Below are 21,619 nucleotides of genomic sequence, written 5' to 3'. Positions count from 1 at the left end.
CTGACCAGGCTTTGAGGGCGCGAAGATGAGGAGGGTGTTGATAGTACTGCTGAGCCTGGTTCCGTTTGCCGGATCGGCATGCAGTTGCGCCATGTACGACAGTGTCGAGGACGCGCAGGCGCGCGCCGCGGTCGCGGTGGAAGCGGAGATGCTGTCGCTGCGGCGCGAGCAATCGCCGTCGGCCATGGGTCCTGCAGGCATGGTCGAGGTGGTGCGCTGGAAGGTGACGCGTTCCATGCGTGGCCCCTTGGCGCCCGCGCAGACGTTCGAAACCCGGGTTGCGCTGTTTCCCGCCATGTGCGGCATGCAAGTGGCCAGCCCGCTGAGCGCCAGCAACCATAACGGACGCGTGCGCAAGCGCTGGGTGCTGTTCTTCAACTACGCCGAGGCCAGCGGCGTTCCCTATTTCATCGCCACCTGTTCGCGCAGCCAGCCCATCGAGTCCTAGAGGCCGCGGCAGGCGAGACGCATGCCGCCTTGCGCCATGCTGTGCGGCGGCGATACGGCGTAGGCCTATCGCGCCCCGTCGTGCGGCTGTGCGGCCAATGCCGACGCCACGATGCCATGCACCTGCTGCGCCAGCGCCTTGCGGTCAGTGCCGGGCGCGATCGCGAGCGGTGCGTGGAAGGTCGCCCTGACCACGGCGCCGGACGAGCGCAGGAAGCGCAGGATGTGGGCGCCGGCCTGCATGCCGCCGTAGAACGCGTAGGCGTCGCGCTCGCCGCCGTGCGCCAGGCGGCGGCCATCGACGGACAGGATGTCCATGGTGAACGGTTGCAGCGTCCATGGCCGGGCGTTGGCGTCGCCGCCGAGGAACAGCGAGAACAGGCTGGACTTGAACGGGGCGACGCGCTCGCCGGACGAGGTGGTGCCTTCGGCGAACAGCACCACGTCGTGGTCGGGGCGGATCTGCGCGGCGACGGCCGCTGCCACGTTGGCCGCGTCGATCCGCCGGCGGCTGATGAACAGGGTCTGCGCCAGGGCGCCGAGCCGGCGCATGCCCGGCCAGCGTTCCATGTCGTTCTTGGCGATGAAGCGCGCGTGCAGCAGGCTGCCCAGCACCACGATGTCGAAGTGCGAGATGTGGTTGCCGACGAACAGTGTGCCGCCGCCGCCGCCGCGCGGCGTGCCCACCACCTCGACGCGGATGCCCATCGCCTTGCGCAGGCAGGCGAACCACAGTCGGGGCAGCACGAAGGCGCCGCGTCCGCGGGCGAAGCGCATCAGCAGCCATTGCAGCGGCAGCAGCGGCACGCTGATCAGGACGAATGCGGCGAGCTTGGCGGCCACGCGCAGCGCAGCGAGGGCAGTGCCCGCGACAGGGCGGGACGGAGCGGCGTGGTTCATGGGCGGCGGATGGGGCGTCGGGAGGCAGGCGTGTGCGCAGAAAGACGAGCGCCGGCTTCGGCGCGCCGCCGATGGTAGCCGACGCTGTGGCGTCCGGCACCTGCCGGCAGTGTTGTCGCGCCTGTGGCGTGCTGACGGCCCATTTGCTCGCAGCGAACGCGCCGGCGATCGCCGCACCGGGAGATCAGGTATTCACGGATAGGCGGCGCAGGCGTTTCTTCTCATAGTCCGGTGCGCGGCCTGCGTGCTGTTCGCATCGGCGGCAATCCCTCCATCCGTTCCCAAGGAGTCACCCATGTATCCCTCGATCAGAGTCACGCTGCTGGCCGTCCTCGCCCTGTCGGCTGCGCAGGCGCAGGCACAGAAGGCCCCGAGCTGCGGCGCGCTGCCCAGCTATGTGCGCGAGGCCATGCGCGATGTGGCCGCTTGCATCACCATGCCCAACCCGATCGTCGCCTGCGGCGCCGGAGCCGTCGATGTGCAGGTCTTCGGCAATGCCGAAGGACGCTTGCCCCGGGCCGGCCGCGGCCAGACCTATTACGAGGGCAAGGCGCGGCGCGATCCCGGCGGCCCTGCGGGCACCTATCGGTTGGTGTACCTGGTCACCGACGGGGCCAAAAAGTCGGTCGTCGACAAGCGCTATTACTCGGCCGATCACTACGTCACCTTCTGCGCGATTCCCTGAGCGACTGACTGCAGCGATGCCAGACAGCGTGCCCGGTCCGACCGGGCACGCTGCGTTGGGCGACCCTCGGTGGCAAGCGCTGCAGTTGCCCGCGCCGATGCCTTTTTGCACAGACGCCCATGCGCATTCGCAGCCGACGCTTGCGCCGGGCGCGCGGCGCACTCGTCCCGGCGGCCACGCTCGGATAAACTACGGTGACTTGACGACGCGCAAGCCCTGTTCCTGCCAGCCCCAGTCGTGAGAATCCGCACAGGCCGCCTGCCTGTGGCTCACTTCATTCAGGGGTTTTCCATGTCCGCTTTTCCTCTTCGTACCGCTGCCGTGCGCTTGAGCGTGCTGTCCGTCGGCTTGTCCGTCGCACTGTCGGCCGCGGCGCAGCCGGGTGCGGCCGCCGATGACCCGACCACGCTCGACGCCATCAACGTCAAGGCCGAACGCGCGCGTTCCTACACGGTCGAACAGACCGCGGCGGCGACGCGCCTGGCGCTGACCCCGCAGCAGACGCCGCAGTCGGTCAGCATCGTCACCGCGCAGCGGATCGAGGACCAGCACCTGACCTCGGTGCGCGACGTGCTCGACAACGTCACCGGCGTGTCCTCCAATGCGTACGACACCGAGCGGGTGCTGTTCTATGCGCGCGGCTTCCCGGTCGAGAACATGGCCTACGACGGCGTGCCGGTCGCGCCGGGGGTCAACTCCGGGTCCGCCGATGCCAGCCTGGACACGGCCATCTACGAACGCATCGAGGTGCTGCGTGGGGCCAGCGGGCTGCTCACCGGCGCCGGCAGCCCGTCGGCGACGATCAACTTCGTGCGCAAGCGCGCCGACAGCCGCACCCTGCAGGCCGACGCATCGCTGAGCGCGGGCTCGTGGAACACGCTGCGCGGCACCGCCGATGTCGCCGCGCCGCTGGCCGCCGACGGCAGCGTGCGCGGCCGCCTGGTCGGCGCTTACGAGCAGGGCGATTCCTACCTGGACCGCTACAGCAAGAAGAAGACCGTGCTGTACGGCGTGGTCGATGCCGACCTCGGCGCCGCCACCACGCTGAGCGTGGGCTACGACTACCAGAAGAACCGGCCCAAGGGCGTGACCTGGGGCACCTACCCGGTGTTCTACGATGACGGCAGTTTCCTGGAGTGGCCGCGCGGTTTCAGCAGCGCCGCGGACTGGACCTACTGGAACACCACCACCGCCACCGCCTTCGCCGATCTCAAGCATCAGTTCGGCAATGGCTGGATGCTGCGGGCGCTGGCCAGCCACCGCGCCACCGACGGCGACATGGCGCTGTTCTACGTCTATGGCTTCCCGAACCGCGTCACCGGCGAGACGCTTGAGCCGTCCGCCTACCGCAGCCGCGACCGCGGTCGCCAGAACATGCTCGACGTGTACGCGTCCGGGCCGTTCCAGGCCTGGGGCCGCGAGCACGAGCTGGTGTTGGGCCTGAGCGGTTCGCGCTACGCCAAGCGGTCGTGGGTCAACGCCACCGAGGCGCTGGCGCCGATCGGCGATTTCCTGCAGTGGAACGGCGACTATCCGTTTCCGCAGTTCGCGGCCAGCGCCGACGAGGTCACCGACATCCGCACCGACCAGCAGGGCGCGTATGCCGCCGCGCGCCTGTCGCTGGCCGAGCCGTTGACGCTGGTCGCCGGCGCCCGCTACAGCCGCTGGAAGAACGACACCGACGACCTCTACAGCGGCGTGTTCCACCACGACCACCGCAAGACCGTGCCCTACGCCGGGCTGATCTACGCGATCACCCCGGTGTATTCGGCGTTCGTCAGCTATACCGAGATCTTCGACCCGCAGGACAACCGCCGCAGCGACGGCAGCTTCCTCGATCCGGTACTCGGCAGCAGCCGCGAGATCGGCCTCAAGGGCCGCCATCTCGACGGCCGCCTCAACACCGCGCTGGTGCTGTTCGATACCCGCCAGGACAACGTGGCCGAGGCCGATGTCGGCAAGACTCTGCCCGACGGCCTGACCCAGGCCTACGTGGCGGTGGACGGCACGCGCTCGCGCGGCTTCGAACTGGAAGCGTCGGGCGAGCTGAGCGAAGACTGGAGCGCGTCGTTCGGCTGGTCGCATTTCGAACTGGAGGGCCCGGACGGCGCCGACCTGCGCACCGCGCTGCCGCGCACGCTGGTGCGCCTGTTCACCACCTACCGGCTACCGGGTAGCTGGAACCGGCTCAGCGTGGGCGGCGGCGCCAACTGGCAGTCCGCCAGCCATGCCACGGTGGATGGCCCCAACGGCCCGCAGCGCGTGGACCAGGCCTCGGTGACCCTGCTCAGCGCGATGGCGCGCTACGCGTTCAATCCGCAGGCGTCGCTGCAGTTCAACGCGAACAACCTGCTGGATCGCAAGTACTTCGTGCTGGACGAATACAGCAACCTGTACTACGCCGCCGGACGCAATGCGACGCTGAGCTTCAGCTACAGGTTCTGAGCGGCCCCGCGCTGCGCCGTCGTCGCAGCGCGGCATGAAGCGGCATGCACGGATGGCATGCCGCGGTGGCGGCGCAAAGCGCGTCGCATGTCGGCCGCTGGCGCGCCTATTTGTTCAATTCCAGCACCGGCACGAAGCCGCCGTAGATCATGCGCTTGCCGTCGAACGGCATCGGATTGGCCGCCGGATCCATGCGCGGGTCTTCCATCATCTTCTTCATGCCGGCATCGCGGGTGGCCTTGTCCGGCCATTCGATCCACGAGAACACCACCGTTTCGTCGTCCTTGGCGTCCACCGCGCGGAAGAAGTCGGTCTGCTGGCCGCGCGACACGTCGTCGCCCCAGCATTCGAGCACGCGTAGCGCGCCGAATTCGATGAACACCGAATCGATGCGGGCGTGTTCGAGGAACTTCTCCTTGTTGGCCGTGGGCACGGCCAGCACGAAACCATCGACATACGACATGCAAACCTCCGGGTGCGGCGCGCCGGGACGGGCGCCTTGTTGCATACGACGTGCAAGAAGGCGGGAAATCGACACGCGATTGCCGAGAGGGAGATCTTGTCCGTCGCGGGACTGCGGCCACGTGAAGCCGCGCGATGGACGGGACCATGAATGCGCCTGCCTGACGTCGCGCGCGCTGTGCATGATGTGCACGAGGCAGCTGGCCACCGGATCGCCGCTACCGGCTCGCTGGGTCAGTCGGCGGCATGGACCGAAGGCCCCGCGATGCACGCGAGCGGATGCGTCGCGCGATCACGCCGGCCCGGAACGCTCGCCGCGTTCGATCGCCGCCTGCACCCGCTCTTGCAGCGGCGCGTAGGGCGGCGGCAGTGTCGCCAGCAGATAGCGCTCCACGCTGCGCTCGGTATCGCGGTAGACGGCAGCGCCGACGCTCACCTCGCCGGCATGCGCGCGCCAGTTCGCCGCGCCGTCCTGCCAGCGGAAGCCGCGATAGCCCAGCGCCGGCGGCGCGGCGGCCGGCCCGGGCACGCGTGGCAGGCGTTCGCAGTGTTGGCGCAGCCCGCGCACGGCGATGGCGTCAAGGTCCCAGCACGGATTCGGCTGGCCGCTGTAGATGTCGAGCTCGACGCGCATCGGCCTTGCGTCAGTTGATGACCACCGAGCGCCCGGCGTAGAAGTAGCCGCAGAACTGCTCGTAGCCGCCACGGTCGCAGGTTTCCGGATTCAGGATCAGCTGGCCGCTGTTGTCGTAGTTGCGCGCGGGGGTGCCGCCGGGCTTGTGGCCCCAGAAGCCGCCGCGCTGGTGCCGGTACCAGTGGTAGTCGTGACCGGCGTCGATGACCAGCGCCATCAGCCGGCGCGGGTATTCCTTCTCGCTGAGGCAGTCGCAACGCTTGCGCAGGCCGTCGGCCATGGCCGCGGCGGTGACGGTGTTGCAGGCCATGGTCGAGGTCTGGGCGCCGTGCGCGCGCCCGGGTTGGGCGAAGGTGTTGGTGCGCCAGTTGCGCGCATAGTTGTAGCAGTTGTTGTGGCCGACCACGCCGGCGCCGTTCCAGAAGCCGGGGTTGTACTGGCTCACTTCGTATTCGCACTTGCCGCAGGCTTCGTCCTTGATGGTGGTGCGCAGCGAACTGCGCGGCGGTGCCGGCGGCGCCGGCGTGCGCCGCGGCGGATCGGCGAGATAGCGCTGCAGGCGTTCGAGCACGCTGTCGCGCAGCTTGGCGTCCAGCGGGGTCAACGCGTGTTCCAGCAACTGCACCTTGGAACGCAGCGGCATGGCTTCGATCAGGCGTTGCGCGAGCGCACCGGAGGCCTTGAAGTCGCGGCTGGCGGTGGAGGCCAGCGCGAACTGGCGCGGAATGCCTTTGCTCTTGGCGGGTGCGTCTTCGAGGAATTCGACGCGCACCTCGCGGAAGCCGAGTCCGTCGAAGCCGGTCCCGGGGCGGGCGATCACGCCCTGATTGCCGCTCACCTCGCCGAGCAGGCGTTCGGCCTCGGCGCTGTCGGTGACGTACCAGACCGGATTGGGGCGGCCGGAAAACATCGCGATTTCGATCCTTAGCATGTGCTTCTCCATGGGTGTTGCGTGCGCGCTCGCGGACGCCGCGCGAGCGGTTGCATGAATGCGGGAGAGCGCCGGCGGCGTGCCTGGCGCAGTGGCGTCCTTCTATCGAACGCGCGAAGCCGGGCGGACCGGCCACGCACGATGTCGCGATGGATGCGGTTCGCTGGTAGCGCGGGTGCTGCTTTGATGGCGAGCGGCCGCGATGCGCGGATGGCGGACCGGACTGGAATTACGATGGGAAGCACTCGGGCCGCTTCGCATGCCAGGCCAGCGATCGATCCGGTTAGAGCGACTGCGATCCGCAGGACATCATCTGTGGGAGCGACTTCAGTCGCGACGGGCGTTACCGGTAACGCCTGTCGCGACTGAAGTCGCTCCTACAAGGACTCTCCGCTGGGGTGCTGCAGGAGGCGCTCTGGGTGGCCTGGGGCCATCGGCCCCGACGCATCGTCGGCGCAGTGGTTGCGCTGCTTCGCCGGTCGCGGTTGAAACCGCTCCTACAGGGAGCGAAAGGCAGATGGAAACGCGCTTATCCGCACCCGGTCCGTTATTTCCGCGCAGCGCTGCATGTCAGTTCTGGCCGGCGCCACCTGGGCACGCGGCGGTCAGCTTCAGCGAGTAGGACTGCAGGTCCCAGCGGTGCTGCGGGCTATCGTCCGGCACGTAGTGCCACGACTGCAGGTAACCTTCCGCGCACGATGCGATGGCAATGCTGTCGCCGGGCGTACCGGTGGCAGGCAAGGGCAGCGGTCGCGGCACCGCGCGGGTGGCGGCCGGCATGCTCACGCTGTAGTCCAGGCTCACCGCGCTGAGCTGGTCGGGATCGCCCAGGCGCTTGCCTTCGATCGTCGAGGGGTGTTGCACCAGCCACTCGCGGATCTGGCGCCACTCCGGCGTGTCCTTCGCATAGACGGTCTTGGTCACGATCCGCAACGCCTCCTGCTGCGCGCTCGCGCTACCGGCCAGTGCGGCCAGCGCCAGCACGGCGATGCTGACCAGCCTTTTCGGCGGCTGGCCAATGCCTGCTGCATGATTGCTGCGATGGTTCGACTGCATGCGTCCGCTCCTTGCCGATGGCCGATCGGACAAAAATACCATCGGCGTGTGCCAGCGGCGCAGCGATGAGCGCGAGGCGCGAATTGTCTACGCCACACGCGGCCGGACCGCGCGCCGCGCGTCACGTCGGCGCGAGCGAGGCCTGCAGCGCGGTGGCCAGCGCGGCGTCGCCGTTGACCAGGTCGCTCCAGCGCAACGCCAGGCCCTTGCGGCGGCCTTTCTCGGTGAGTTTCAGGCCGTCCGGGTCGACGGTCAGCGTATACAGCCTGCCATCGATCTCCAGTTCGCGGCGCAGCGGTTTGTCGAGCGGGGTCATGGGTGCTTTCCGGTTTTCACGATGCGCCGAGCGTAGCTGGGCCAAGGTGATGGCCGGTTCTGCAACGGCGCATGCGATGAAGACGCTCAAGATCGCCACCTACAACGTCAACGGCATCCGCAGCCGCCTGCCGCAACTGCTGGAATGGTTGCGGCGCGAGGCGCCGGACATCGTCGGGCTGCAGGAACTCAAGAGCGTGGATGCGGGCTTTCCGATCGCCGAGATCCATGCCGCCGGCTACGGCGCGCTGTGGCTGGGGCAGTCGGCCTGGAACGGGGTGGCGGTGCTGGCCAAGGGCAGCGATCCGGTGGAGAGCCGGCGCGGTTTGCCGGGCGACCCGCGCGATCCGCAGAGCCGCTACCTGGAGGCGATGGCGCATGGGGTGCTGGTCGGCTGCCTGTACCTGCCCAACGGCAATCCGCGCCCGGGGCCGAAGTTCGACTACAAGCTGGACTGGTTCGCGCGGCTGCAACGGCATGCGCGGCATCTGGTCGCGCTGCCGCATCCGGTGGCGCTGATCGGCGACTTCAACGTAGTGCCGACTGACGATGACATCTACAACCCGGCGTCGTGGCGCCGCGATGCGCTGTTGCAGCCGGAAAGCCGCCAGGCCTACGCGGACCTGCTCGCGCAAGGCTGGACCGACAGCCTGCGCAAGGTGCATGGCGAGCGCCGGATCTACACGTTCTGGGACTACTTCCGCCAGCACTGGCAGCGCGATGCCGGCTTGCGTATCGATCACCTTCTGCTGAACCCGCCGCTGGCCGCGCGCCTGCACGACGCCGGGGTGGACCGTTGGGTGCGCGACCTGCCGCATGCCAGCGATCATGCGCCGACCTGGATCGCGCTGAAAGCCGCCACGAAGCGTGGCAGCGTCGCCGCGCCGGCCGGCCGGCAAGGCCACCGGCCATGCGAAAACGGGCAGGCCTGCGAAGGCCGAAAAGGCGGCGAGGCCGGCCAAGCCGACGAAAACCGGGAAAACCGGGAAAACCGACAAACAGCATGAGCTACCGGTGGCGACCAAGACCACCAAGACCACCAAGGCAGCGAAGGTGGGCAAGCCGACTGGTGCAGCCACGCTATTGCAGTCGCCCAAGGCCGGCAAGACGTTCAAACCCGCCAAGCAGGCCAGGCCCGCGAAACCAGCAAAACCAGCAAAACCAGGGAAACCAGCGAAGGCAGCGAAGGCAGCAAAGCCAACAAAGCCAACAAAGCCAACAAAGCCAACCCGAACGCCCTGACCCGCATTGCATGCGCGTGCGCAAATCGGTCCTGCATGGCGGGCGCCGTGCAGGGCTGCCTATACTCAAGGGCCGCTGCCGCCTGCCGTGCGGTACGCCGCGCTTGCCAGGTTGTTCGGGATTTCTTTCTCCACCTGCCGGAGTCGCCGCCATGAGCCTGCTCGTCGTCGCGCTGTTGATCGGGATCGTCGCTGGCCTGCGCGCAATGACCGCGCCGGCCGTGGTCAGCTGGGCCGCCAGCCTGGGCGTGTTGCCGCTGGTCGGCACGCCGCTGGCGTTCCTGGGTTGGCGCTTCACGCCGTGGATCGTCTCGCTGCTGGCCGTCGGCGAGCTGGTCACCGACCAGTTGCCGGGCACGCCCAGCCGCAAGGTGCCGGTGCAGTTCGGCACGCGCATCGTGATGGGCGGCCTGTGCGGCGCGGCGGTGGGCATGGGCGGCGGGCTGTGGGTGGCGGCGATGGTCGCCGGTGCGCTGGGCGCGGTGCTGGGGACCTACGGCGGTGCCGCGGCGCGCGCGGCGATGGCGCGGCATTTCGGTCGCGATCTGCCGGCCGCGCTGCTCGAAGACGCGGCGGCGATCGGCCTGGGCGTCCTGGCGATGGCGCTGCTGCGATGAGCCGCGGCTTCGACGCGATCGTGGTCGGCGCCGGCCAGGCCGGACCCTCCCTGGCCGGCCGGCTGGTCGCCGCCGGCATGCAGGTGGCGCTGGTCGAGCGGCAGTTGGTCGGCGGCACCTGCGTCAACACCGGCTGCATGCCGACCAAGACCCTGGTCGCCAGCGCGCGCGTGGCGCACCTGGCGCGGCGCGCCGCCGATTACGGGGTGCAGCTGCAGGGCGAGGTCGGCATCGACATCGCGCGGGTGATGGCGCGCGCGCATGCGGTGACGCACAGCGCGCGCGACAACCTGGAGCAGTGGCTGGGCGGCATGTCCGGGCTCACCGTGTTGCGCGGCCATGCCCGCTTCGAGGCGCCGCAGCGGCTGCGCGTGGGCGAAGAATGCATCAGTGCGCCGAAGATCTTCCTCAACGTCGGCGGTCGCGCGCATGTGCCGGCGCTGCCGGGGGTGGAACGGATCGACTACCTGACCAATACCTCGATCCTGCAGCTGCAGGAAGTGCCGCGGCACCTGGCGGTGATCGGCGGCAGCTACATCGGCCTGGAATTCGCGCAGATCTTCCGCCGCCTCGGTGCGCAGGTGACGGTCGTCGAGCAGCAGCCGCGGCTGATCGCGCGCGAGGACGAGGACGTGTCCGACTGCATCCGCAGCGTGCTGGAAGGCGAGGGCGTGGCGGTGCGCACCCACGCGCAGTGCATCGCCTTCGCGCCGCATGCGCAGGGCGTGGCGGTGCAGGTGGATTGCCACGAAGGCGCGCCGGAAGTGGTCGCCAGCCATGTGCTGCTGGCGATGGGGCGGCAGCCCAATACCGACGATCTGGGCCTGGAACACGCCGGCATCGCCACCGACGCGCGCGGCTACATCGTCGTCGACGAGCAACTGGCGACCAGCGCCGCCGGCGTGTGGGCGCTGGGCGACTGCAACGGCCGCGGCGCGTTCACCCACACCGCCTACAACGACTACGAGATCGTCGCCGCCAACCTGCTCGACGGTGGCCAGCGGCGGGTGTCGCAGCGCGTGCCCGGCTATGCGCTGTACACCGACCCGCCGTTGGGCCGGGTCGGCATGACCGAGGCGCAGGCGCGCGCCAGCGGCCGCCCGCTGCTGTTCGCCAAGCGGCCGATGACCCAGGTCGGGCGCGCGCGCGAGAACGGCGAGACCGCCGGCTTCATGAAACTGGTGGCCGATGCGCAGACCCACCGCATCCTCGGCGCGGCGATCCTCGGCATCAACGGCGACGAGGCCATCCACGGCGTGCTCGATCTGATCAATGCCGAGCAGCCGTTCGAGACCCTGCAGTGGGCAGTGCCGATCCATCCGACGGTATCCGAGCTATGGCCGAGCGTTGTCGGCGCGCTGCGGGCGGAGGCGGCCAGCGATTAGCGCAGTGCACGCCATCAAAAATGTAGGAGCGGCTTCAGCCGCGACCGGGCATTACCGGTAACGCCCGGTCGCGGCTGAAGCCGCTCCTACAGTGGTTTCCGATCGCCTGCGGCGAGAAGCGGCTCAGCGCAGCATCTCGGTGAATGCGCGGTCGGCCTCGATCACGTCCGGCAGCACGGCGAACAGCGCGTCCAGGTCCACGTCGTCCAGCAGCGGGCCGCTGACCGCCTGCCGCGCTTCCGGGGTGGCCCCGCCGCAGCGCTCCAGCGCATCGGCGACCAGCGCCGCCTGTGCCACCACGCGCGGCATCGGCTGGCCTTCCGGCGACTGGAGCGGTCGTGCCTGGAAGGCGATCGCGGTCTGGATCACCTCCGGCAGGTGCCAGCGCCGCGCCAGCTCGGCGCCAACTTCCGGGTAGCCGAAGCCCAACTGCACGGTCTCGTCGGCGGCGCGGCCGCTGGAGGACGCATCCGGATGCAGCTGCGCCGCATAGTCCGGCGCGCCGGTCTGGATCAGCAATTCGCCGATGTTGTGCATCATCCCGCAGGTGAACGCGGTCTCCGGATCCAGGCCCTTCTGCTTGGCCAGCAGCCGGCAGATGCCGGCGACCTCGAAGCTGTGCAGCCAGAACGCGCGCAGGTCGAAATGGGCGGGCGCATGGAACGCGTCGGTCATCGACGAAGCCAGCACCAACGTGCGCAGCGTGTTGAAGCCCAGGCGCAACGCCGCGTCCTCGACGCTGGTCGAATCGCGCGCGCCGCGGAACCGCGCCGAATTGGCCAGGCGCAGCACCTTGGCCGCGATCACCGGGTCGCGCTCGATGCTGCGCGCCACGCTGTCCAGGCTGGTCGTGGGATTGTCGAATTGCAGGATCAGCTCCTGCGCCACCTTGGGGATGGTCGGCAGGGTGTGCAACTGGTCGAACAGCACCTCTAGTTTCATGGGGACCTCAAAACGGAACGGGAAGGGACACCGCCGGCGCAGGGAGTGGGCGGCGCCCGCCATGGGTGGCGACCCCGCGCATCGTAGACCGAATCGCGGCGGGCGGCGTGCACACCTGAGGGTATGGTCCGTCCTGATGGCGCCGGCTGGACATGCCGCGCGGTGTGTGGACAACACGTTGCGGGTACGGCGTGGGGTCGCCTCGGCCATCGGTCGCGACAGGTGTTTCCGATGCAAGCCACTGCGACCGAGAGCGGCGACCGTCGACGCCTGGACCGAAAGATGCACGTCGCGTGCTGATCGAGCGCGTGCCCGCCCGTGCAGGACCGCGTGCGTCGTTGTTCGGGGATCCCTGTGGCGGTGTGCCGTACCCGTCGCGGCGCGCAGGACGTGCCAGAGTGCCGTGGGGCGCCGGGCTTGCGCGAGCGTGAACGCCGGCAGCGCTGCAATGCGATCGCCGCGGCGGGCCGTTGCGGCGATGCGCCGAGGGGCGGCGGCCGGCCGCATCGTTCGCTGTCGAGCAAGCTGTCCGCGATGGCCCCTGATGCGGCGCGTCATCCAAGTGTCACCGGATTGACCCAAACTCGCCGAACTGGGGAGCCGGTCCCATCGACCGTGCGGCCTTTCTTATCCGCGAACGCGGCAGGATCGAACGATGAAATACATAGTGCTGGCGCTGGCATGCGCCCTGGCGGCGCCGATGGCGCAGGCGCAGTCGGGGTATGTGGAGATCGAGCACAAGCTGAGCGCCGAGCAGTTGCGCGAGGTCGGCCTGACCCCGACCCAGCTGTCCACGCTCAATCGCCTGCTGCGCGACGCCGAGACGCGCGAGGCGGCACAGGCCCCGGCGCGGCCCGCGTCTGCACCCGCAGCGGCCGTCGCCGGCGATGCCGAGGCCGGGCAGGGCATGATGATCGGCCTGGACGACGGCCCGATCAGTGCCCGCGTGCAGGGCGAGGTCGCCGGCTGGGCGCCGGGCACCGTGTTCGTGCTGGACAACGGCCAGCAGTGGAAGGTGCTCAAGGGCAGCATGACCCTGCGCACCGCGCTGGCCTCGCCGGCGATCAAGGTCGTGCCCGGCATCGCCGGACGCTGGTTCCTGCAGGTGGACGAAGACCTGCCGAAGGCGCGGGTCTACCGGATCCGCTGACTCGCTTCCTGTGGGAGCGACTTCAGTCGCGACGAACGCAGCGGAGAGCCTGACGACTTTGGATAGCGTCGGGACAGCATCGCATTGCCACGGACTGCGGCTCCTGTAGGAGCGGTTTCAACCGCGACCCAAGGCCTCGGCAAGACGACGGCTTCGGCTACCGTCGAGGCTGAAGCGCTCCTCCTCAGCAACAAGCCCGCCCAGCGTACGCATCGCGCACTACGCCTCACCCCGCCGCGCGCATCCGCAGGGTCAGGCCCTTGAGGAAGTTGCGCAGCAGCTGGTCGCCGCACAGGCGGAAGTTCTTGTGCTCGGGCTGGCGGAACAGCGCCGACAGCTCTGGCTTGGACACCGGGAAGCCGGCGTCGGCGAAGATCTGGTGCATGTCCACGTCCTTCAGCTGGAACGCCACGCGCAGCTTCTTCAGCACCACGTTGTTGGTGACCCGGGTTTCCACCGGACGCGCCGGCAGGCTGTCGTCGCGGCCGCGGTAGTGGAACACCAGCCCGTCGAGGAAGTGCGCCAGCACCAGGTCGCTGCATTCGACGAAGCCGTCCTCGTCCTCCTTCTTCAGGTAGGCCGGCACTTCGCTCTTGTCGATCGGGAAGGCGGGATCGGCGAGGTGGACCGTGTCCACGATCATCTGGTCGCTCAGGTCGAGCATGTAGCGGATGGAGCGCAGTACGTCGTTGTTGATCATGGCCGGTCCGGTGCTGCCGGTGGGCGTCCGGCGGGGTGCGTAGTCTAGGCCGTGTCCCGCATGGGGGGTAGGCGCGTCGCGTCGAGGCGCGCCGGTCGCCACGGCGCCGTGCGATCGCGATGGCGGCGTTTGCATCCGCGCGCGCATGCGCCCCATCATCGGCGCATGGACAACACGATTCCCAAGCCGAGCGCGGTGCCCGCGCTCAATCCGCGCCAGGAACAGCTGGTGACGCTGGTGCGGCAGCAGGGTTATGCCGAAGTGGAAGGGCTGGCCACGCGTTTCGAGGTGACGCCGCAGACCATCCGCCGCGACGTGGCGCTGCTGTGCGAGGCCGGCCTGCTGCGCCGCTACCACGGCGGGGTCAGCCTGCCGTCGAGCGTGGAGAACCTGGCCTACACGGCGCGCAAGTCGCTGCAGGCGCAGGAGAAGCGGCGCATCGCCACGCTGCTGGCGCAGCACATCCCCGACGACGCGTCGCTGTTCATCAACATCGGTACCACCAACGAGGACGTGGCGCGCGCGCTGATGGGGCACAGCGGGCTGCGGGTGATCACCAACAATCTCAACGTGGCGGTGATGATGAGCGCCAATCCGAGCTTCGAGGTGATGGTGGCCGGCGGGCGCGTGCGCGGCCGCGACCAGGGCGTCACCGGCGAGGCCACGATCGAACTGATCCGCCAGTTCAAGGTGGATTTCGGCGTGATCGGCATTTCCGGCATCGATCCGGACGGCACCTTGCTGGATTTCGATTTCCACGAGGTGCGGGTGGCGCAGGCCATCATCGAGCACTCGCGGCAGGTGTTCCTGGCCGCCGACCACAGCAAGCTCGGCCGCAACGCCATGGTCCGGCTCGGGCCGATCACGCGAGTCCAGGCCTGGTTCACCGACCGCGCGCCGCCGCCGGAACTGGCCGCGGTGCTGGCCGAGGCCGGCACTCGCGTGTTCGTCGCCGAGGGTGGCGCCGACGGCGAGGCCGAGGTGGAAGCGGTGGCCGGCAGCCAGGCCGATCCGGACTGAACTGCGCCGCACGCGACGTGCGTGGGTGAGGCAAACCGGCATGCGGGCAGATGCCCGGCGCAGCGAACGGCGCTGGGAGTAGACGACCACGCATTTCGTGTGCGTTTATGTTCGTATTGTTTCGTTATTATGACGTTAAACCCAGCCGGGAGTCGCTATCGGCGGGAGCCGCCTGCCGGAAATGAAGCGGTCGCCATGTACATCCGCTGCCAATAGCAAGGCTCTGCGTTGACTCTACGCTGCACTGCAGCGTGCTATGTTCGAAAATGTTCGTTTACGATCTTTTCGTCCTTCGTCGTCGACCCAGGGGTTTGCCCGGTGACACGACGCTTCCGGAGTCAGGCAATGCGCGAGATCTACGATGTGCTGGTGGTCGGTGGCGGCATCAACGGGGTGGGCATCGCCCGCGATGCGGTGGGCCGCGGCCTGTCGGTGTGCCTGTGCGAGCGCGACGATCTGGCCTCGCATACCTCCAGCGCCAGCACCAAGCTGATCCACGGCGGGCTGCGCTACCTGGAGCAGTACGAGTTCGCGCTGGTCGGCAAGGCGCTGGCCGAGCGCGAAGTGCTGCTGCGCCTGGCCCCGCACATCATCTGGCCGCTGCGCTTCCTGCTGCCGCACCAGCCGCACCTGCGCCCGGCGTGGATGATCCGCACCGGCCTGTTCCTGTACGACCATCTCGGCCGCGGCCGCCGCACCCTGCCGGGTTCCAAGCGCATGGCGCTGCGCTCGGATCCGGTCGGCGCGCCGCTGCGCGAAGAGTTCCGCACCGGCTTCGTCTATTCCGATGCCTGGGTGCAGGATGCGCGGCTGGTGGTGCTCAACGCGATGGACGCGGCGCAGCGCGGGGCGCGGATCCTGACCCGCACCCGCTGCGTCGCGGCGCGCCGCGTCGGCGGCATATGGCAGGTGCAGCTGGAGCACGCCGACGGCCGCCGCCAGGACCTGCAGGCGCGCGCGCTGGTCAATGCCGCCGGGCCGTGGGCGGTGCAGTTCCTGGACGACGTGGCCAAGGTCGGCCACGACCACGCGCTGCGCCTGGTCAAGGGCAGCCACATCGTGGTGCCGCGGCTGTTCGAGCACGACCACGCCTACATCTTCCAGCAGCCCGACCGGCGTATCGTGTTCGCGATTCCCTACGAGCACGACTTCACCTTGATCGGCACCACCGACGTGGACTACCGCGCCGATCCGTCCGCGCCGAAGATCGATGCCGAGGAGACGCGCTACCTGTGCGAGGCGGCCAACCGCTATTTCCTCAAGCAGATCGCGCCCAGCGACGTGGTATGGAGCTACAGCGGCGTGCGCCCGCTGCTCGACGACGAGGAGGACAACGCCGCCGAGGTCACCCGCGACTACCTGCTGGAAGTGGACGCGGACGACGGCGCGGCGCTGCTCAACGTGTTCGGCGGCAAGCTCACTACCTACCGCAAGCTGGCCGAGGAAGCGGTGGACCGGCTGGTCGCGCATGCCGGGCGCAAGGCGCCGGCGTGGACCGCGCGCGGCGCGCCGCTGCCCGGCGGCGAGCGCCGCGACATCCGCGTGCTGGCGCAGGAACTGCGCGCGGCGCGGCCATGGCTGAGCGAGGCGACCGCATGGCGGCTGGCGCGCAACTACGGCACCCGTGCGGTGCAACTGCTGGGCGACGCGGCATCGCTGCAGCAGCTGGGTGAGCATTTCGGCGCCGATCTGTACCAGGCCGAAGTGGACTACCTGCGCGAACACGAGTGGGTGACCCAGGCCGACGATCTGCTGTGGCGCCGCAGCAAGCTCGGCCTGCGCATCGATGCGGCCGGCCGCCAGCGGCTGATCGACTATCTGCAACAGGCGCCGGCCGCGGTGGCCGCCGCGCCCGCATGAGGCAAGCACCGCGGCCGGCGTGCCCGTCCCGGGCGCCGGCCGCGCGTGCGCAATCGCCGCGCGCATCGGCATCCGCCGCCGCGCGCGAACCTGGGAACGACCGTGGAGGGTGGCAGGCATGTGCAAGACGACGACCGGCATGACCGGCAAGACGACGACAGCAGTGCGGGAGCAGCGCGCATGAACCGGCAACTGCTTGGCGAACTGATTTCCGAGGCGGTGGCGATGGTGATCATCATCGCCTTCGGCTGTTCGGTGGCGTGCATGTACGTGCTGTACGACCCCAGCCCCTACCAGAACGCCTATTGGGGCGTGTGCATCGCCTGGGGCCTGGCGGTGACGATCGCGATCTACGCGACCGGCTCGGTCTCCGGCACCCACGCCAACCCGGCGGTAACCCTGGCGCTGGCGCTGTTCCGCGGTTTCTCGTGGAAAAAGGTGTTGCCGTACTGGGCGGCGCAGGTGGTCGGCGGATTCCTCGGCGCGGGCATCGTCTACCTGCTGTTCGCGCCGGTGATCGACCATTACAACCAGGCCCATCAGTTGACCCGCGAAGCGGGCGGCGCGGCCGGCGTGTTCTTTACCGCACCGGGCCTGGCGATCACCCCGATGCATGCGTTGCGCGACCAGGTGATCCTGACCGCGTTCCTGATTTTCGGCATCTTCGCCATCACCGAGCGCTATAACGAGGCCGCGCCCACCGCCAATTCCGGCGCGTTGATGATCGGCCTGCTGGTGGCGACCATCGGCGCCTCGATGGGCTACCTGGAAGCGTGGGCGATCAATCCGGCGCGCGATTTCGGGCCGCGACTGTTCGCCTACTTCGCCGGCTGGGGGTCCTCGGCGCTGCCGTCGGCCAACAGCTACTGGTGGATTCCGATCGTCGGCCCGCTGATCGGCGGCGTGATCGGCGGCGCGGCCTACCAATGGCTGATCTATCCGTTCCTGCCGGCGCGAATCAAGGCGCTCGAGGAAGAAGCGGCATCGCGCCAGGCCTGAGCCGGCGCGAGCTGGGTGCCGGCACCGCCGGCACCTCCCCATCCATTTCGGGCGCCGCCGCGGCGCGCGCCTTCACGACCCCGCAGGAGTCACCGATGGAAAAGAAATTCATCCTGGCCATCGACCAGGGCACCACCAGTTCGCGCGCGATCCTGTTCGACCGCAAGGGCCACATCGCGGGCATGGCGCAGCGCGAGTTCGGGCAGATCTTCCCGCAACCTGGTTGGGTGGAACATAACCCGCGCGAGATCATGACCAGCGTCTACACCACGATCACCGAGCTGCTGAACAACCAGCAGGTGGACGCGAGCGCGATCGCCGGCATCGGCATCACCAACCAGCGTGAGACCGCGGTGGTGTGGGACCGCGCCACCGGGCAACCGATCTACAACGCCATCGTCTGGCAATCGCGGCAGACCAAGGACATCTGCGAACAGCTCAAAGCGGCCGGCCACGAGGACATGGTGCGGGCCAAGACCGGCCTGCTGATCGATGCGTATTTCTCCGGCACCAAGGTCAAGTGGATCCTCGACCACGTCGAAGGCGCGCGCGAACGCGCGCAGCGCGGCGAGCTGGCGTTCGGCACCATCGACAGCTGGCTGATCTGGAACCTCACCGCCGGCAAGGTCCACGTCACCGACTACACCAACGCCTCGCGCACGCTGCTGTACAACATCCACGAACTGCGCTGGGACGAAGAGCTGCTGCAGATGCTCGACATCCCCGCCTCGATGCTGCCGGAGGTGCGTTCCTCCAGCGAGATCTACGGCACCACCCAGGGCCAGTATTTCTACGGCCACGAAGTGCCGATCGCCGGCATCGCCGGCGACCAGCAGGCGGCGCTGTTCGGCCAGGCCTGTTTCGAACCGGGCATGGCCAAGAACACCTATGGCACCGGCTGTTTCATGCTGATGAACACCGGCGAGAAGGCGGTGGAATCCAAGAACGGCCTGCTCACCACCATCGCCTGGGGCGTGGACGGCAAGGTCGAGTACGCGCTGGAAGGGGCGATCTTCGTCGCCGGTTCGGTGGTGCAGTGGTTGCGCGACGGCCTGCGCATGTTCGGCAAGGCCAGCGACTCGCAGTCCTACGCCGAGCGCGCCGGCGACAACGACGGCGTGTATTTCGTGCCGGCCTTCGTCGGCCTGGGCGCGCCTTACTGGCGCAGCGACATCCGTGGCGCGGTGTTCGGCCTGACCCGCGGCACCACCAAGGAACATTTCATCCGCGCCGCGGTGGAGTCGATGGCGTATCAGACCCGCGACGTGCTGACCGCGATGCAGGTCGATTCGGGCATCGAGCTGAAGGAACTGCGCGCCGACGGCGGCGCGATCAGCAACGACTTCATGGCCCAGTTCCAGAGCGACATCCTCGACGTGCCGGTGCTGCGCCCGGAAGTCGCGGAAACCACCGCGCTGGGCGCCGCGTACCTGGCCGGATTGGCGACGGGCTTCTGGAAGGATCGCGCGGAGATCGCGCAGCAATGGGCGGTGGACCGCCGCTTCGAGCCGAGCATGCCGGCCGAGCGCCGCGAGGAACTGTATGCCGGCTGGCAACAGGCGGTGGAGGCGACGATGGGGTTCCGGATTCGCTAGCCATCGCTAACGCTGTATCTCTGTAGGAGCGGCTTCAGCCGCGACCGGCGTCCCGGTAAGACCCGGTCGCGGCTGAAGCCGCTCCTACAGGAGTTTTCTGGGCCGGACGCTAGACGTACTGCGTCGGCCCGCGCGGCCCCGGCACCGGGGCATCGACGTCGCCGACCGGATCACTGATCGGCGGGATGGTCGGGTCGATCGGCTGGTCCGGGATCGGATCCGCCGGCCGATCCGGGATCGGATCCACGCCCGGATTCGGAACCTGACCGGGCACCTCGTTCGGTGGCTGCTGCGGATCCTGGCCGGGGTTGGGATTCTGCATCTGCATATGCGCCTCATGCTTCGGAAACCAGGCTGCACCGTGCGCGCCGCCGCGAACGCAGCGTGTGAAGCGGAAGGCAAGGGCGGATGAAGGCGCGCCAGCGCTTATCGTTGCAGACGGTGCTCCATGATTTGGAGAAACGCGGCGTGCAGGCCGTGCGCTTGCGCGCAGCGCGGCGCACGCCACTGGAATGCGCAGCTGCGGCAAAGCGTGATTGCCTCCCCAGCATCGCCACGCGGCCGCAAAAACCGCACGCCAGGCGTTGACCGAACCCGGCCAGCTGCGCAGCCTGCAAGCGACACCGCACGGGATGCACAGCGCATGGCACGTCGTTTTCCCTGGAGTTGGCTGGCCTTGCTCGCGGCCTGCGCGCTGCTGATGGTGCTGGCCTGGCAGAACCGCCAGCTGCGCGAAGAGCGGCGCTGGTTCGTGACCCGCACCACCGAACCGTATTTGGGCATGTATGTGCCGAAGATCGCTGCGACCGCGTTGGACGGTTTGGTGCTGACCCTGGGCGTGCCGGCGGGGGACACGCAGGTGCTGTTCTTCTTCACCACCACCTGCCCCTATTGCAAGCGCTCGGCGCCGACGGTGGTGCAGGCGGCGCAGCGCCTGGCCGAGCAGGGCGGCCGCGTGCAGGTGCTGGGAGTGTGCCAGTGCAGTCCCGACCAGGCGCGTCGCTATGCCATCGAGCACCGCTTTCCCTTTCCGGTGACCACGCTCACCGATCGCCGCGCGCTGATGCTGTTTCGCGCGCGCAACGTGCCATCGATGCTGGCGCTGGACCGCGATGGGCGGGTGCGTTACGCACGCGTCGGCGTCTTCGATACCACGGAGCGGGTGCAGGACCTGGTGGCCGCAGTGCGACGCACGGAGGCGCCGGCGGCCTTGGCAACTCTCGAGGAGTGACGACATGAAACAGCGTTGGACAGCGTTGCGTAACGGCATGGCCGCGGCCGTGTTCCTGGCCTGCATGGGCTTCGGCGCGGTGCAGGCGACCGCCGGCGACGGAATCGAGAAGGATGCATCGTGTAGCGCCTGGGCGTGTCAGCAGGAGTGCGCGCCGTTCGGCGGCGAGTTGGGGCCGGGCGGTCCCGGCAAGCCGCTGGTCTGCTACTGCTGCGGTTGAGCCAGCGCCGGGGCCGGCCGCGGCCGGCTCCGGCTTAACCGTGTGCAGGCGCGGGGCGCGGCGGTGCTGGCGACGCGGCCGGTGCTGCGGCATGCTGCGGCCGCATGCGCCGCTACGACCTGATCATCTTCGATTTCGATGGCACCCTGGCCGATTCCTTCGCCTGGTTCCTGGACACCATCAACGACGTCGCCGACGAGTTCGGCTTCCGTCGCTTCGAGCCGGAGCGGCTGCAGGAAATCCGCAGCCTGAGCGCGCGCGAATTGATGGCGCGCAGCGGCATCCGCTGGTGGCGGGTGCCGGCGGTGGCGCGGCGCATGCGCGCGCTGATGGCCGCGCAGATCGAGCGCATCGCCCTGTTCGACGGGGTGACCGAATTGCTGGACGCGCTCGCGCGGGCCGGCGTGCAGCTGGCCCTGGTGACCTCCAACAGCCGCGACAACGTCGAGCGCGTGCTCGGCACCGAACTGACCGCGCGCTTCCGCCACATCGGCTGCGGCGCCGCGGTGCTGGGCAAGCGCCGCAAGCTACGCGCAGCGCTCAAGGCGTGCCGGGTACCGGCCGCACGTGCACTCTGTGTGGGCGACGAGATCCGCGACGCCGACGCCGCGCGCCAGGCCGGCATCGCCTTCGCCGGCGTCGGCTGGGGCTACACCTTGCCGGCCGCGCTGCAGCCGCACACGCCGCTGCCGCTGCTGCAGCGCCCGGCGGACGTCTGGGACCGGCTGGGCCTGCCGATCCCAGCCTGATCCAGCGAGCTGCGCCCGCGACCCAGCTCCCGATT

General features: G+C 68.9%; 24 protein-coding genes. 15 read left to right on the top strand and 9 right to left on the bottom strand.

Annotation, left to right across the window (positions count from 1 at the left end; all coding sequences use genetic code 11):
* The first annotated feature begins 91 nt into the window (after nucleotides 1–91).
* Nucleotides 92–448 (top strand): hypothetical protein, encoded by a 357-nt coding sequence (locus tag HEP75_RS20300; protein WP_185824717.1) that lies wholly within the window; start codon nucleotides 92–94, stop codon nucleotides 446–448.
* A 65-nt stretch (nucleotides 449–513) separates the two neighbouring features.
* Here the strand turns inward: HEP75_RS20300 and HEP75_RS20295 are convergent, their stop codons facing one another.
* Nucleotides 514–1,347: a lysophospholipid acyltransferase family protein gene (locus tag HEP75_RS20295; protein WP_185824716.1), complete on the bottom strand. Its 834-nt coding sequence runs from the start codon at nucleotides 1,345–1,347 to the stop codon at nucleotides 514–516.
* Nucleotides 1,348–1,642: 295 nt separating this feature from the next.
* Here HEP75_RS20295 and HEP75_RS20290 point away from each other — a divergent pair, with 295 nt between their 5' ends.
* Nucleotides 1,643–2,032, top strand: a complete 390-nt coding sequence (locus HEP75_RS20290) for a ribonuclease domain-containing protein (RefSeq protein WP_185824715.1) — start codon at nucleotides 1,643–1,645, stop codon at nucleotides 2,030–2,032.
* Between the two features lie 291 nt (nucleotides 2,033–2,323).
* Nucleotides 2,324–4,477: a TonB-dependent siderophore receptor gene (locus tag HEP75_RS20285; protein WP_185824714.1), complete on the top strand. Its 2,154-nt coding sequence runs from the start codon at nucleotides 2,324–2,326 to the stop codon at nucleotides 4,475–4,477.
* 106 nt (nucleotides 4,478–4,583) lie between these two features.
* Here the strand turns inward: HEP75_RS20285 and HEP75_RS20280 are convergent, their stop codons facing one another.
* From HEP75_RS20280 to HEP75_RS20260, 5 genes are all read right to left on the bottom strand, one after another.
* Complete coding sequence (locus tag HEP75_RS20280; protein WP_185814328.1) at nucleotides 4,584–4,940, bottom strand: DUF1428 domain-containing protein; 357 nt, start codon at nucleotides 4,938–4,940, stop codon at nucleotides 4,584–4,586.
* Between the two features lie 291 nt (nucleotides 4,941–5,231).
* Nucleotides 5,232–5,573 carry a hypothetical protein gene (locus tag HEP75_RS20275; RefSeq protein ID WP_185814327.1) on the bottom strand — a complete coding sequence of 114 codons (342 nt, stop codon included), beginning with the start codon at nucleotides 5,571–5,573 and terminating at the stop codon, nucleotides 5,232–5,234.
* Between the two features lie 10 nt (nucleotides 5,574–5,583).
* A complete protein-coding gene (locus HEP75_RS20270; RefSeq protein ID WP_185824713.1) occupies nucleotides 5,584–6,504 on the bottom strand; it encodes a hypothetical protein in 921 nt (306 codons plus the stop codon).
* A 570-nt stretch (nucleotides 6,505–7,074) separates the two neighbouring features.
* Complete coding sequence (locus HEP75_RS20265) at nucleotides 7,075–7,560, bottom strand: hypothetical protein (protein ID WP_185824712.1); 486 nt, start codon at nucleotides 7,558–7,560, stop codon at nucleotides 7,075–7,077.
* A 121-nt stretch (nucleotides 7,561–7,681) separates the two neighbouring features.
* On the bottom strand, nucleotides 7,682–7,876 hold the full coding sequence (locus tag HEP75_RS20260; RefSeq protein WP_185824711.1) for a hypothetical protein: 195 nt from the start codon (nucleotides 7,874–7,876) through the stop codon (nucleotides 7,682–7,684).
* Between HEP75_RS20260 and HEP75_RS20255 the strand changes: the two genes are divergently transcribed.
* The 4 genes from HEP75_RS20255 (at nucleotide 7,875) to HEP75_RS20240 (ending at nucleotide 11,118) form a co-directional block, all read left to right on the top strand.
* Nucleotides 7,875–8,882 (top strand): exodeoxyribonuclease III, encoded by a 1,008-nt coding sequence (locus HEP75_RS20255; RefSeq protein WP_255423921.1) that lies wholly within the window; start codon nucleotides 7,875–7,877, stop codon nucleotides 8,880–8,882. The two genes, HEP75_RS20260 and HEP75_RS20255, sit on opposite strands and share 2 nt — an antisense overlap.
* A gap of 7 nt (nucleotides 8,883–8,889) precedes the next feature.
* On the top strand, nucleotides 8,890–9,117 hold the full coding sequence (locus HEP75_RS20250; protein ID WP_185824710.1) for a hypothetical protein: 228 nt from the start codon (nucleotides 8,890–8,892) through the stop codon (nucleotides 9,115–9,117).
* Between the two features lie 151 nt (nucleotides 9,118–9,268).
* Nucleotides 9,269–9,733 carry a DUF4126 domain-containing protein gene (locus HEP75_RS20245; RefSeq protein ID WP_185824709.1) on the top strand — a complete coding sequence of 155 codons (465 nt, stop codon included), beginning with the start codon at nucleotides 9,269–9,271 and terminating at the stop codon, nucleotides 9,731–9,733.
* On the top strand, nucleotides 9,730–11,118 hold the full coding sequence (locus HEP75_RS20240; protein ID WP_185824708.1) for an FAD-containing oxidoreductase: 1,389 nt from the start codon (nucleotides 9,730–9,732) through the stop codon (nucleotides 11,116–11,118). Before HEP75_RS20245 ends, HEP75_RS20240 begins: the two co-directional genes overlap by 4 nt.
* A gap of 123 nt (nucleotides 11,119–11,241) precedes the next feature.
* Here the strand turns inward: HEP75_RS20240 and HEP75_RS20235 are convergent, their stop codons facing one another.
* Complete coding sequence (locus HEP75_RS20235; RefSeq protein WP_185824707.1) at nucleotides 11,242–12,060, bottom strand: HDOD domain-containing protein; 819 nt, start codon at nucleotides 12,058–12,060, stop codon at nucleotides 11,242–11,244.
* 655 nt (nucleotides 12,061–12,715) lie between these two features.
* On the opposite strand from HEP75_RS20235, the gene HEP75_RS20230 reads away from it, so the two are divergent.
* Entirely contained in the window at nucleotides 12,716–13,210 is a 495-nt protein-coding gene (locus HEP75_RS20230) for a hypothetical protein (RefSeq protein ID WP_185824706.1), read from the top strand.
* Between the two features lie 226 nt (nucleotides 13,211–13,436).
* On the opposite strand, the gene HEP75_RS20225 is transcribed toward HEP75_RS20230, so the two are convergent.
* Nucleotides 13,437–13,910 carry a DUF1456 family protein gene (locus HEP75_RS20225; RefSeq protein WP_179569339.1) on the bottom strand — a complete coding sequence of 158 codons (474 nt, stop codon included), beginning with the start codon at nucleotides 13,908–13,910 and terminating at the stop codon, nucleotides 13,437–13,439.
* 165 nt (nucleotides 13,911–14,075) lie between these two features.
* Between HEP75_RS20225 and HEP75_RS20220 the strand changes: the two genes are divergently transcribed.
* From HEP75_RS20220 to glpK, 4 genes are all read left to right on the top strand, one after another.
* Nucleotides 14,076–14,930, top strand: a complete 855-nt coding sequence (locus tag HEP75_RS20220) for a DeoR family transcriptional regulator (protein ID WP_185824705.1) — start codon at nucleotides 14,076–14,078, stop codon at nucleotides 14,928–14,930.
* Between the two features lie 345 nt (nucleotides 14,931–15,275).
* Nucleotides 15,276–16,790 carry a glycerol-3-phosphate dehydrogenase gene (glpD, locus tag HEP75_RS20215; protein ID WP_185824704.1) on the top strand — a complete coding sequence of 505 codons (1,515 nt, stop codon included), beginning with the start codon at nucleotides 15,276–15,278 and terminating at the stop codon, nucleotides 16,788–16,790.
* A 180-nt stretch (nucleotides 16,791–16,970) separates the two neighbouring features.
* The gene (locus HEP75_RS20210; RefSeq protein ID WP_185824703.1) at nucleotides 16,971–17,789 is read left to right on the top strand and encodes an MIP/aquaporin family protein; all 819 of its coding nucleotides are present in this window, start codon (nucleotides 16,971–16,973) and stop codon (nucleotides 17,787–17,789) included.
* A 95-nt stretch (nucleotides 17,790–17,884) separates the two neighbouring features.
* On the top strand, nucleotides 17,885–19,384 hold the full coding sequence (gene glpK, locus HEP75_RS20205; protein ID WP_185824702.1) for a glycerol kinase GlpK: 1,500 nt from the start codon (nucleotides 17,885–17,887) through the stop codon (nucleotides 19,382–19,384).
* Between the two features lie 109 nt (nucleotides 19,385–19,493).
* Here the strand turns inward: glpK and HEP75_RS20200 are convergent, their stop codons facing one another.
* Complete coding sequence (locus HEP75_RS20200; protein ID WP_185824701.1) at nucleotides 19,494–19,712, bottom strand: hypothetical protein; 219 nt, start codon at nucleotides 19,710–19,712, stop codon at nucleotides 19,494–19,496.
* 342 nt (nucleotides 19,713–20,054) lie between these two features.
* Here HEP75_RS20200 and HEP75_RS20195 point away from each other — a divergent pair, with 342 nt between their 5' ends.
* The 3 genes from HEP75_RS20195 (at nucleotide 20,055) to HEP75_RS20185 (ending at nucleotide 21,584) form a co-directional block, all read left to right on the top strand.
* The gene (locus HEP75_RS20195; RefSeq protein WP_185826682.1) at nucleotides 20,055–20,615 is read left to right on the top strand and encodes a TlpA disulfide reductase family protein; all 561 of its coding nucleotides are present in this window, start codon (nucleotides 20,055–20,057) and stop codon (nucleotides 20,613–20,615) included.
* 4 nt (nucleotides 20,616–20,619) lie between these two features.
* Nucleotides 20,620–20,835, top strand: coding sequence for a hypothetical protein (locus HEP75_RS20190; protein WP_185814316.1), 216 nt, complete (start codon nucleotides 20,620–20,622; stop codon nucleotides 20,833–20,835).
* Nucleotides 20,836–20,939: 104 nt separating this feature from the next.
* Complete coding sequence (locus HEP75_RS20185) at nucleotides 20,940–21,584, top strand: HAD-IA family hydrolase (RefSeq protein WP_185824700.1); 645 nt, start codon at nucleotides 20,940–20,942, stop codon at nucleotides 21,582–21,584.
* The last annotated feature ends 35 nt before the right edge of the window (nucleotides 21,585–21,619 follow it).

The sequence above is a fragment of the Xanthomonas sp. SI genome (genome assembly GCF_014236855.1).
Taxonomy (GTDB): Bacteria; Pseudomonadota; Gammaproteobacteria; order Xanthomonadales; family Xanthomonadaceae; genus Xanthomonas_A.
Note: the sequence above shows the minus strand (reverse complement) of the source record. Positions and strands in the feature narration are given on the sequence as shown.

What these genes read in the sequence shown, in the direction of transcription:
- HEP75_RS20245 (WP_185824709.1), top strand. Translation starts at nt 9,269, where the DNA reads ATGAGCCTGCTCGTCGTCGCGCTGTTGATCGGGATCGTCGCTGGCCTG.
- HEP75_RS20265 (WP_185824712.1), bottom strand. Translation starts at nt 7,560, where the DNA reads ATGCAGTCGAACCATCGCAGCAATCATGCAGCAGGCATTGGCCAGCCG.
- HEP75_RS20225 (WP_179569339.1), bottom strand. Translation starts at nt 13,910, where the DNA reads ATGATCAACAACGACGTACTGCGCTCCATCCGCTACATGCTCGACCTG.
- glpK (WP_185824702.1), top strand. Translation starts at nt 17,885, where the DNA reads ATGGAAAAGAAATTCATCCTGGCCATCGACCAGGGCACCACCAGTTCG.
- HEP75_RS20185 (WP_185824700.1), top strand. Translation starts at nt 20,940, where the DNA reads ATGCGCCGCTACGACCTGATCATCTTCGATTTCGATGGCACCCTGGCC.
- HEP75_RS20295 (WP_185824716.1), bottom strand. Translation starts at nt 1,347, where the DNA reads ATGAACCACGCCGCTCCGTCCCGCCCTGTCGCGGGCACTGCCCTCGCT.
- HEP75_RS20240 (WP_185824708.1), top strand. Translation starts at nt 9,730, where the DNA reads ATGAGCCGCGGCTTCGACGCGATCGTGGTCGGCGCCGGCCAGGCCGGA.
- HEP75_RS20255 (WP_255423921.1), top strand. Translation starts at nt 7,875, where the DNA reads ATGGGTGCTTTCCGGTTTTCACGATGCGCCGAGCGTAGCTGGGCCAAG.
- HEP75_RS20235 (WP_185824707.1), bottom strand. Translation starts at nt 12,060, where the DNA reads ATGAAACTAGAGGTGCTGTTCGACCAGTTGCACACCCTGCCGACCATC.
- HEP75_RS20200 (WP_185824701.1), bottom strand. Translation starts at nt 19,712, where the DNA reads ATGCAGATGCAGAATCCCAACCCCGGCCAGGATCCGCAGCAGCCACCG.
- HEP75_RS20190 (WP_185814316.1), top strand. Translation starts at nt 20,620, where the DNA reads ATGAAACAGCGTTGGACAGCGTTGCGTAACGGCATGGCCGCGGCCGTG.
- HEP75_RS20285 (WP_185824714.1), top strand. Translation starts at nt 2,324, where the DNA reads ATGTCCGCTTTTCCTCTTCGTACCGCTGCCGTGCGCTTGAGCGTGCTG.
- HEP75_RS20260 (WP_185824711.1), bottom strand. Translation starts at nt 7,876, where the DNA reads ATGACCCCGCTCGACAAACCGCTGCGCCGCGAACTGGAGATCGATGGC.
- HEP75_RS20280 (WP_185814328.1), bottom strand. Translation starts at nt 4,940, where the DNA reads ATGTCGTATGTCGATGGTTTCGTGCTGGCCGTGCCCACGGCCAACAAG.
- HEP75_RS20230 (WP_185824706.1), top strand. Translation starts at nt 12,716, where the DNA reads ATGAAATACATAGTGCTGGCGCTGGCATGCGCCCTGGCGGCGCCGATG.
- HEP75_RS20220 (WP_185824705.1), top strand. Translation starts at nt 14,076, where the DNA reads ATGGACAACACGATTCCCAAGCCGAGCGCGGTGCCCGCGCTCAATCCG.
- HEP75_RS20300 (WP_185824717.1), top strand. Translation starts at nt 92, where the DNA reads ATGTACGACAGTGTCGAGGACGCGCAGGCGCGCGCCGCGGTCGCGGTG.
- HEP75_RS20270 (WP_185824713.1), bottom strand. Translation starts at nt 6,504, where the DNA reads ATGCTAAGGATCGAAATCGCGATGTTTTCCGGCCGCCCCAATCCGGTC.
- glpD (WP_185824704.1), top strand. Translation starts at nt 15,276, where the DNA reads ATGCGCGAGATCTACGATGTGCTGGTGGTCGGTGGCGGCATCAACGGG.
- HEP75_RS20210 (WP_185824703.1), top strand. Translation starts at nt 16,971, where the DNA reads ATGAACCGGCAACTGCTTGGCGAACTGATTTCCGAGGCGGTGGCGATG.
- HEP75_RS20290 (WP_185824715.1), top strand. Translation starts at nt 1,643, where the DNA reads ATGTATCCCTCGATCAGAGTCACGCTGCTGGCCGTCCTCGCCCTGTCG.
- HEP75_RS20275 (WP_185814327.1), bottom strand. Translation starts at nt 5,573, where the DNA reads ATGCGCGTCGAGCTCGACATCTACAGCGGCCAGCCGAATCCGTGCTGG.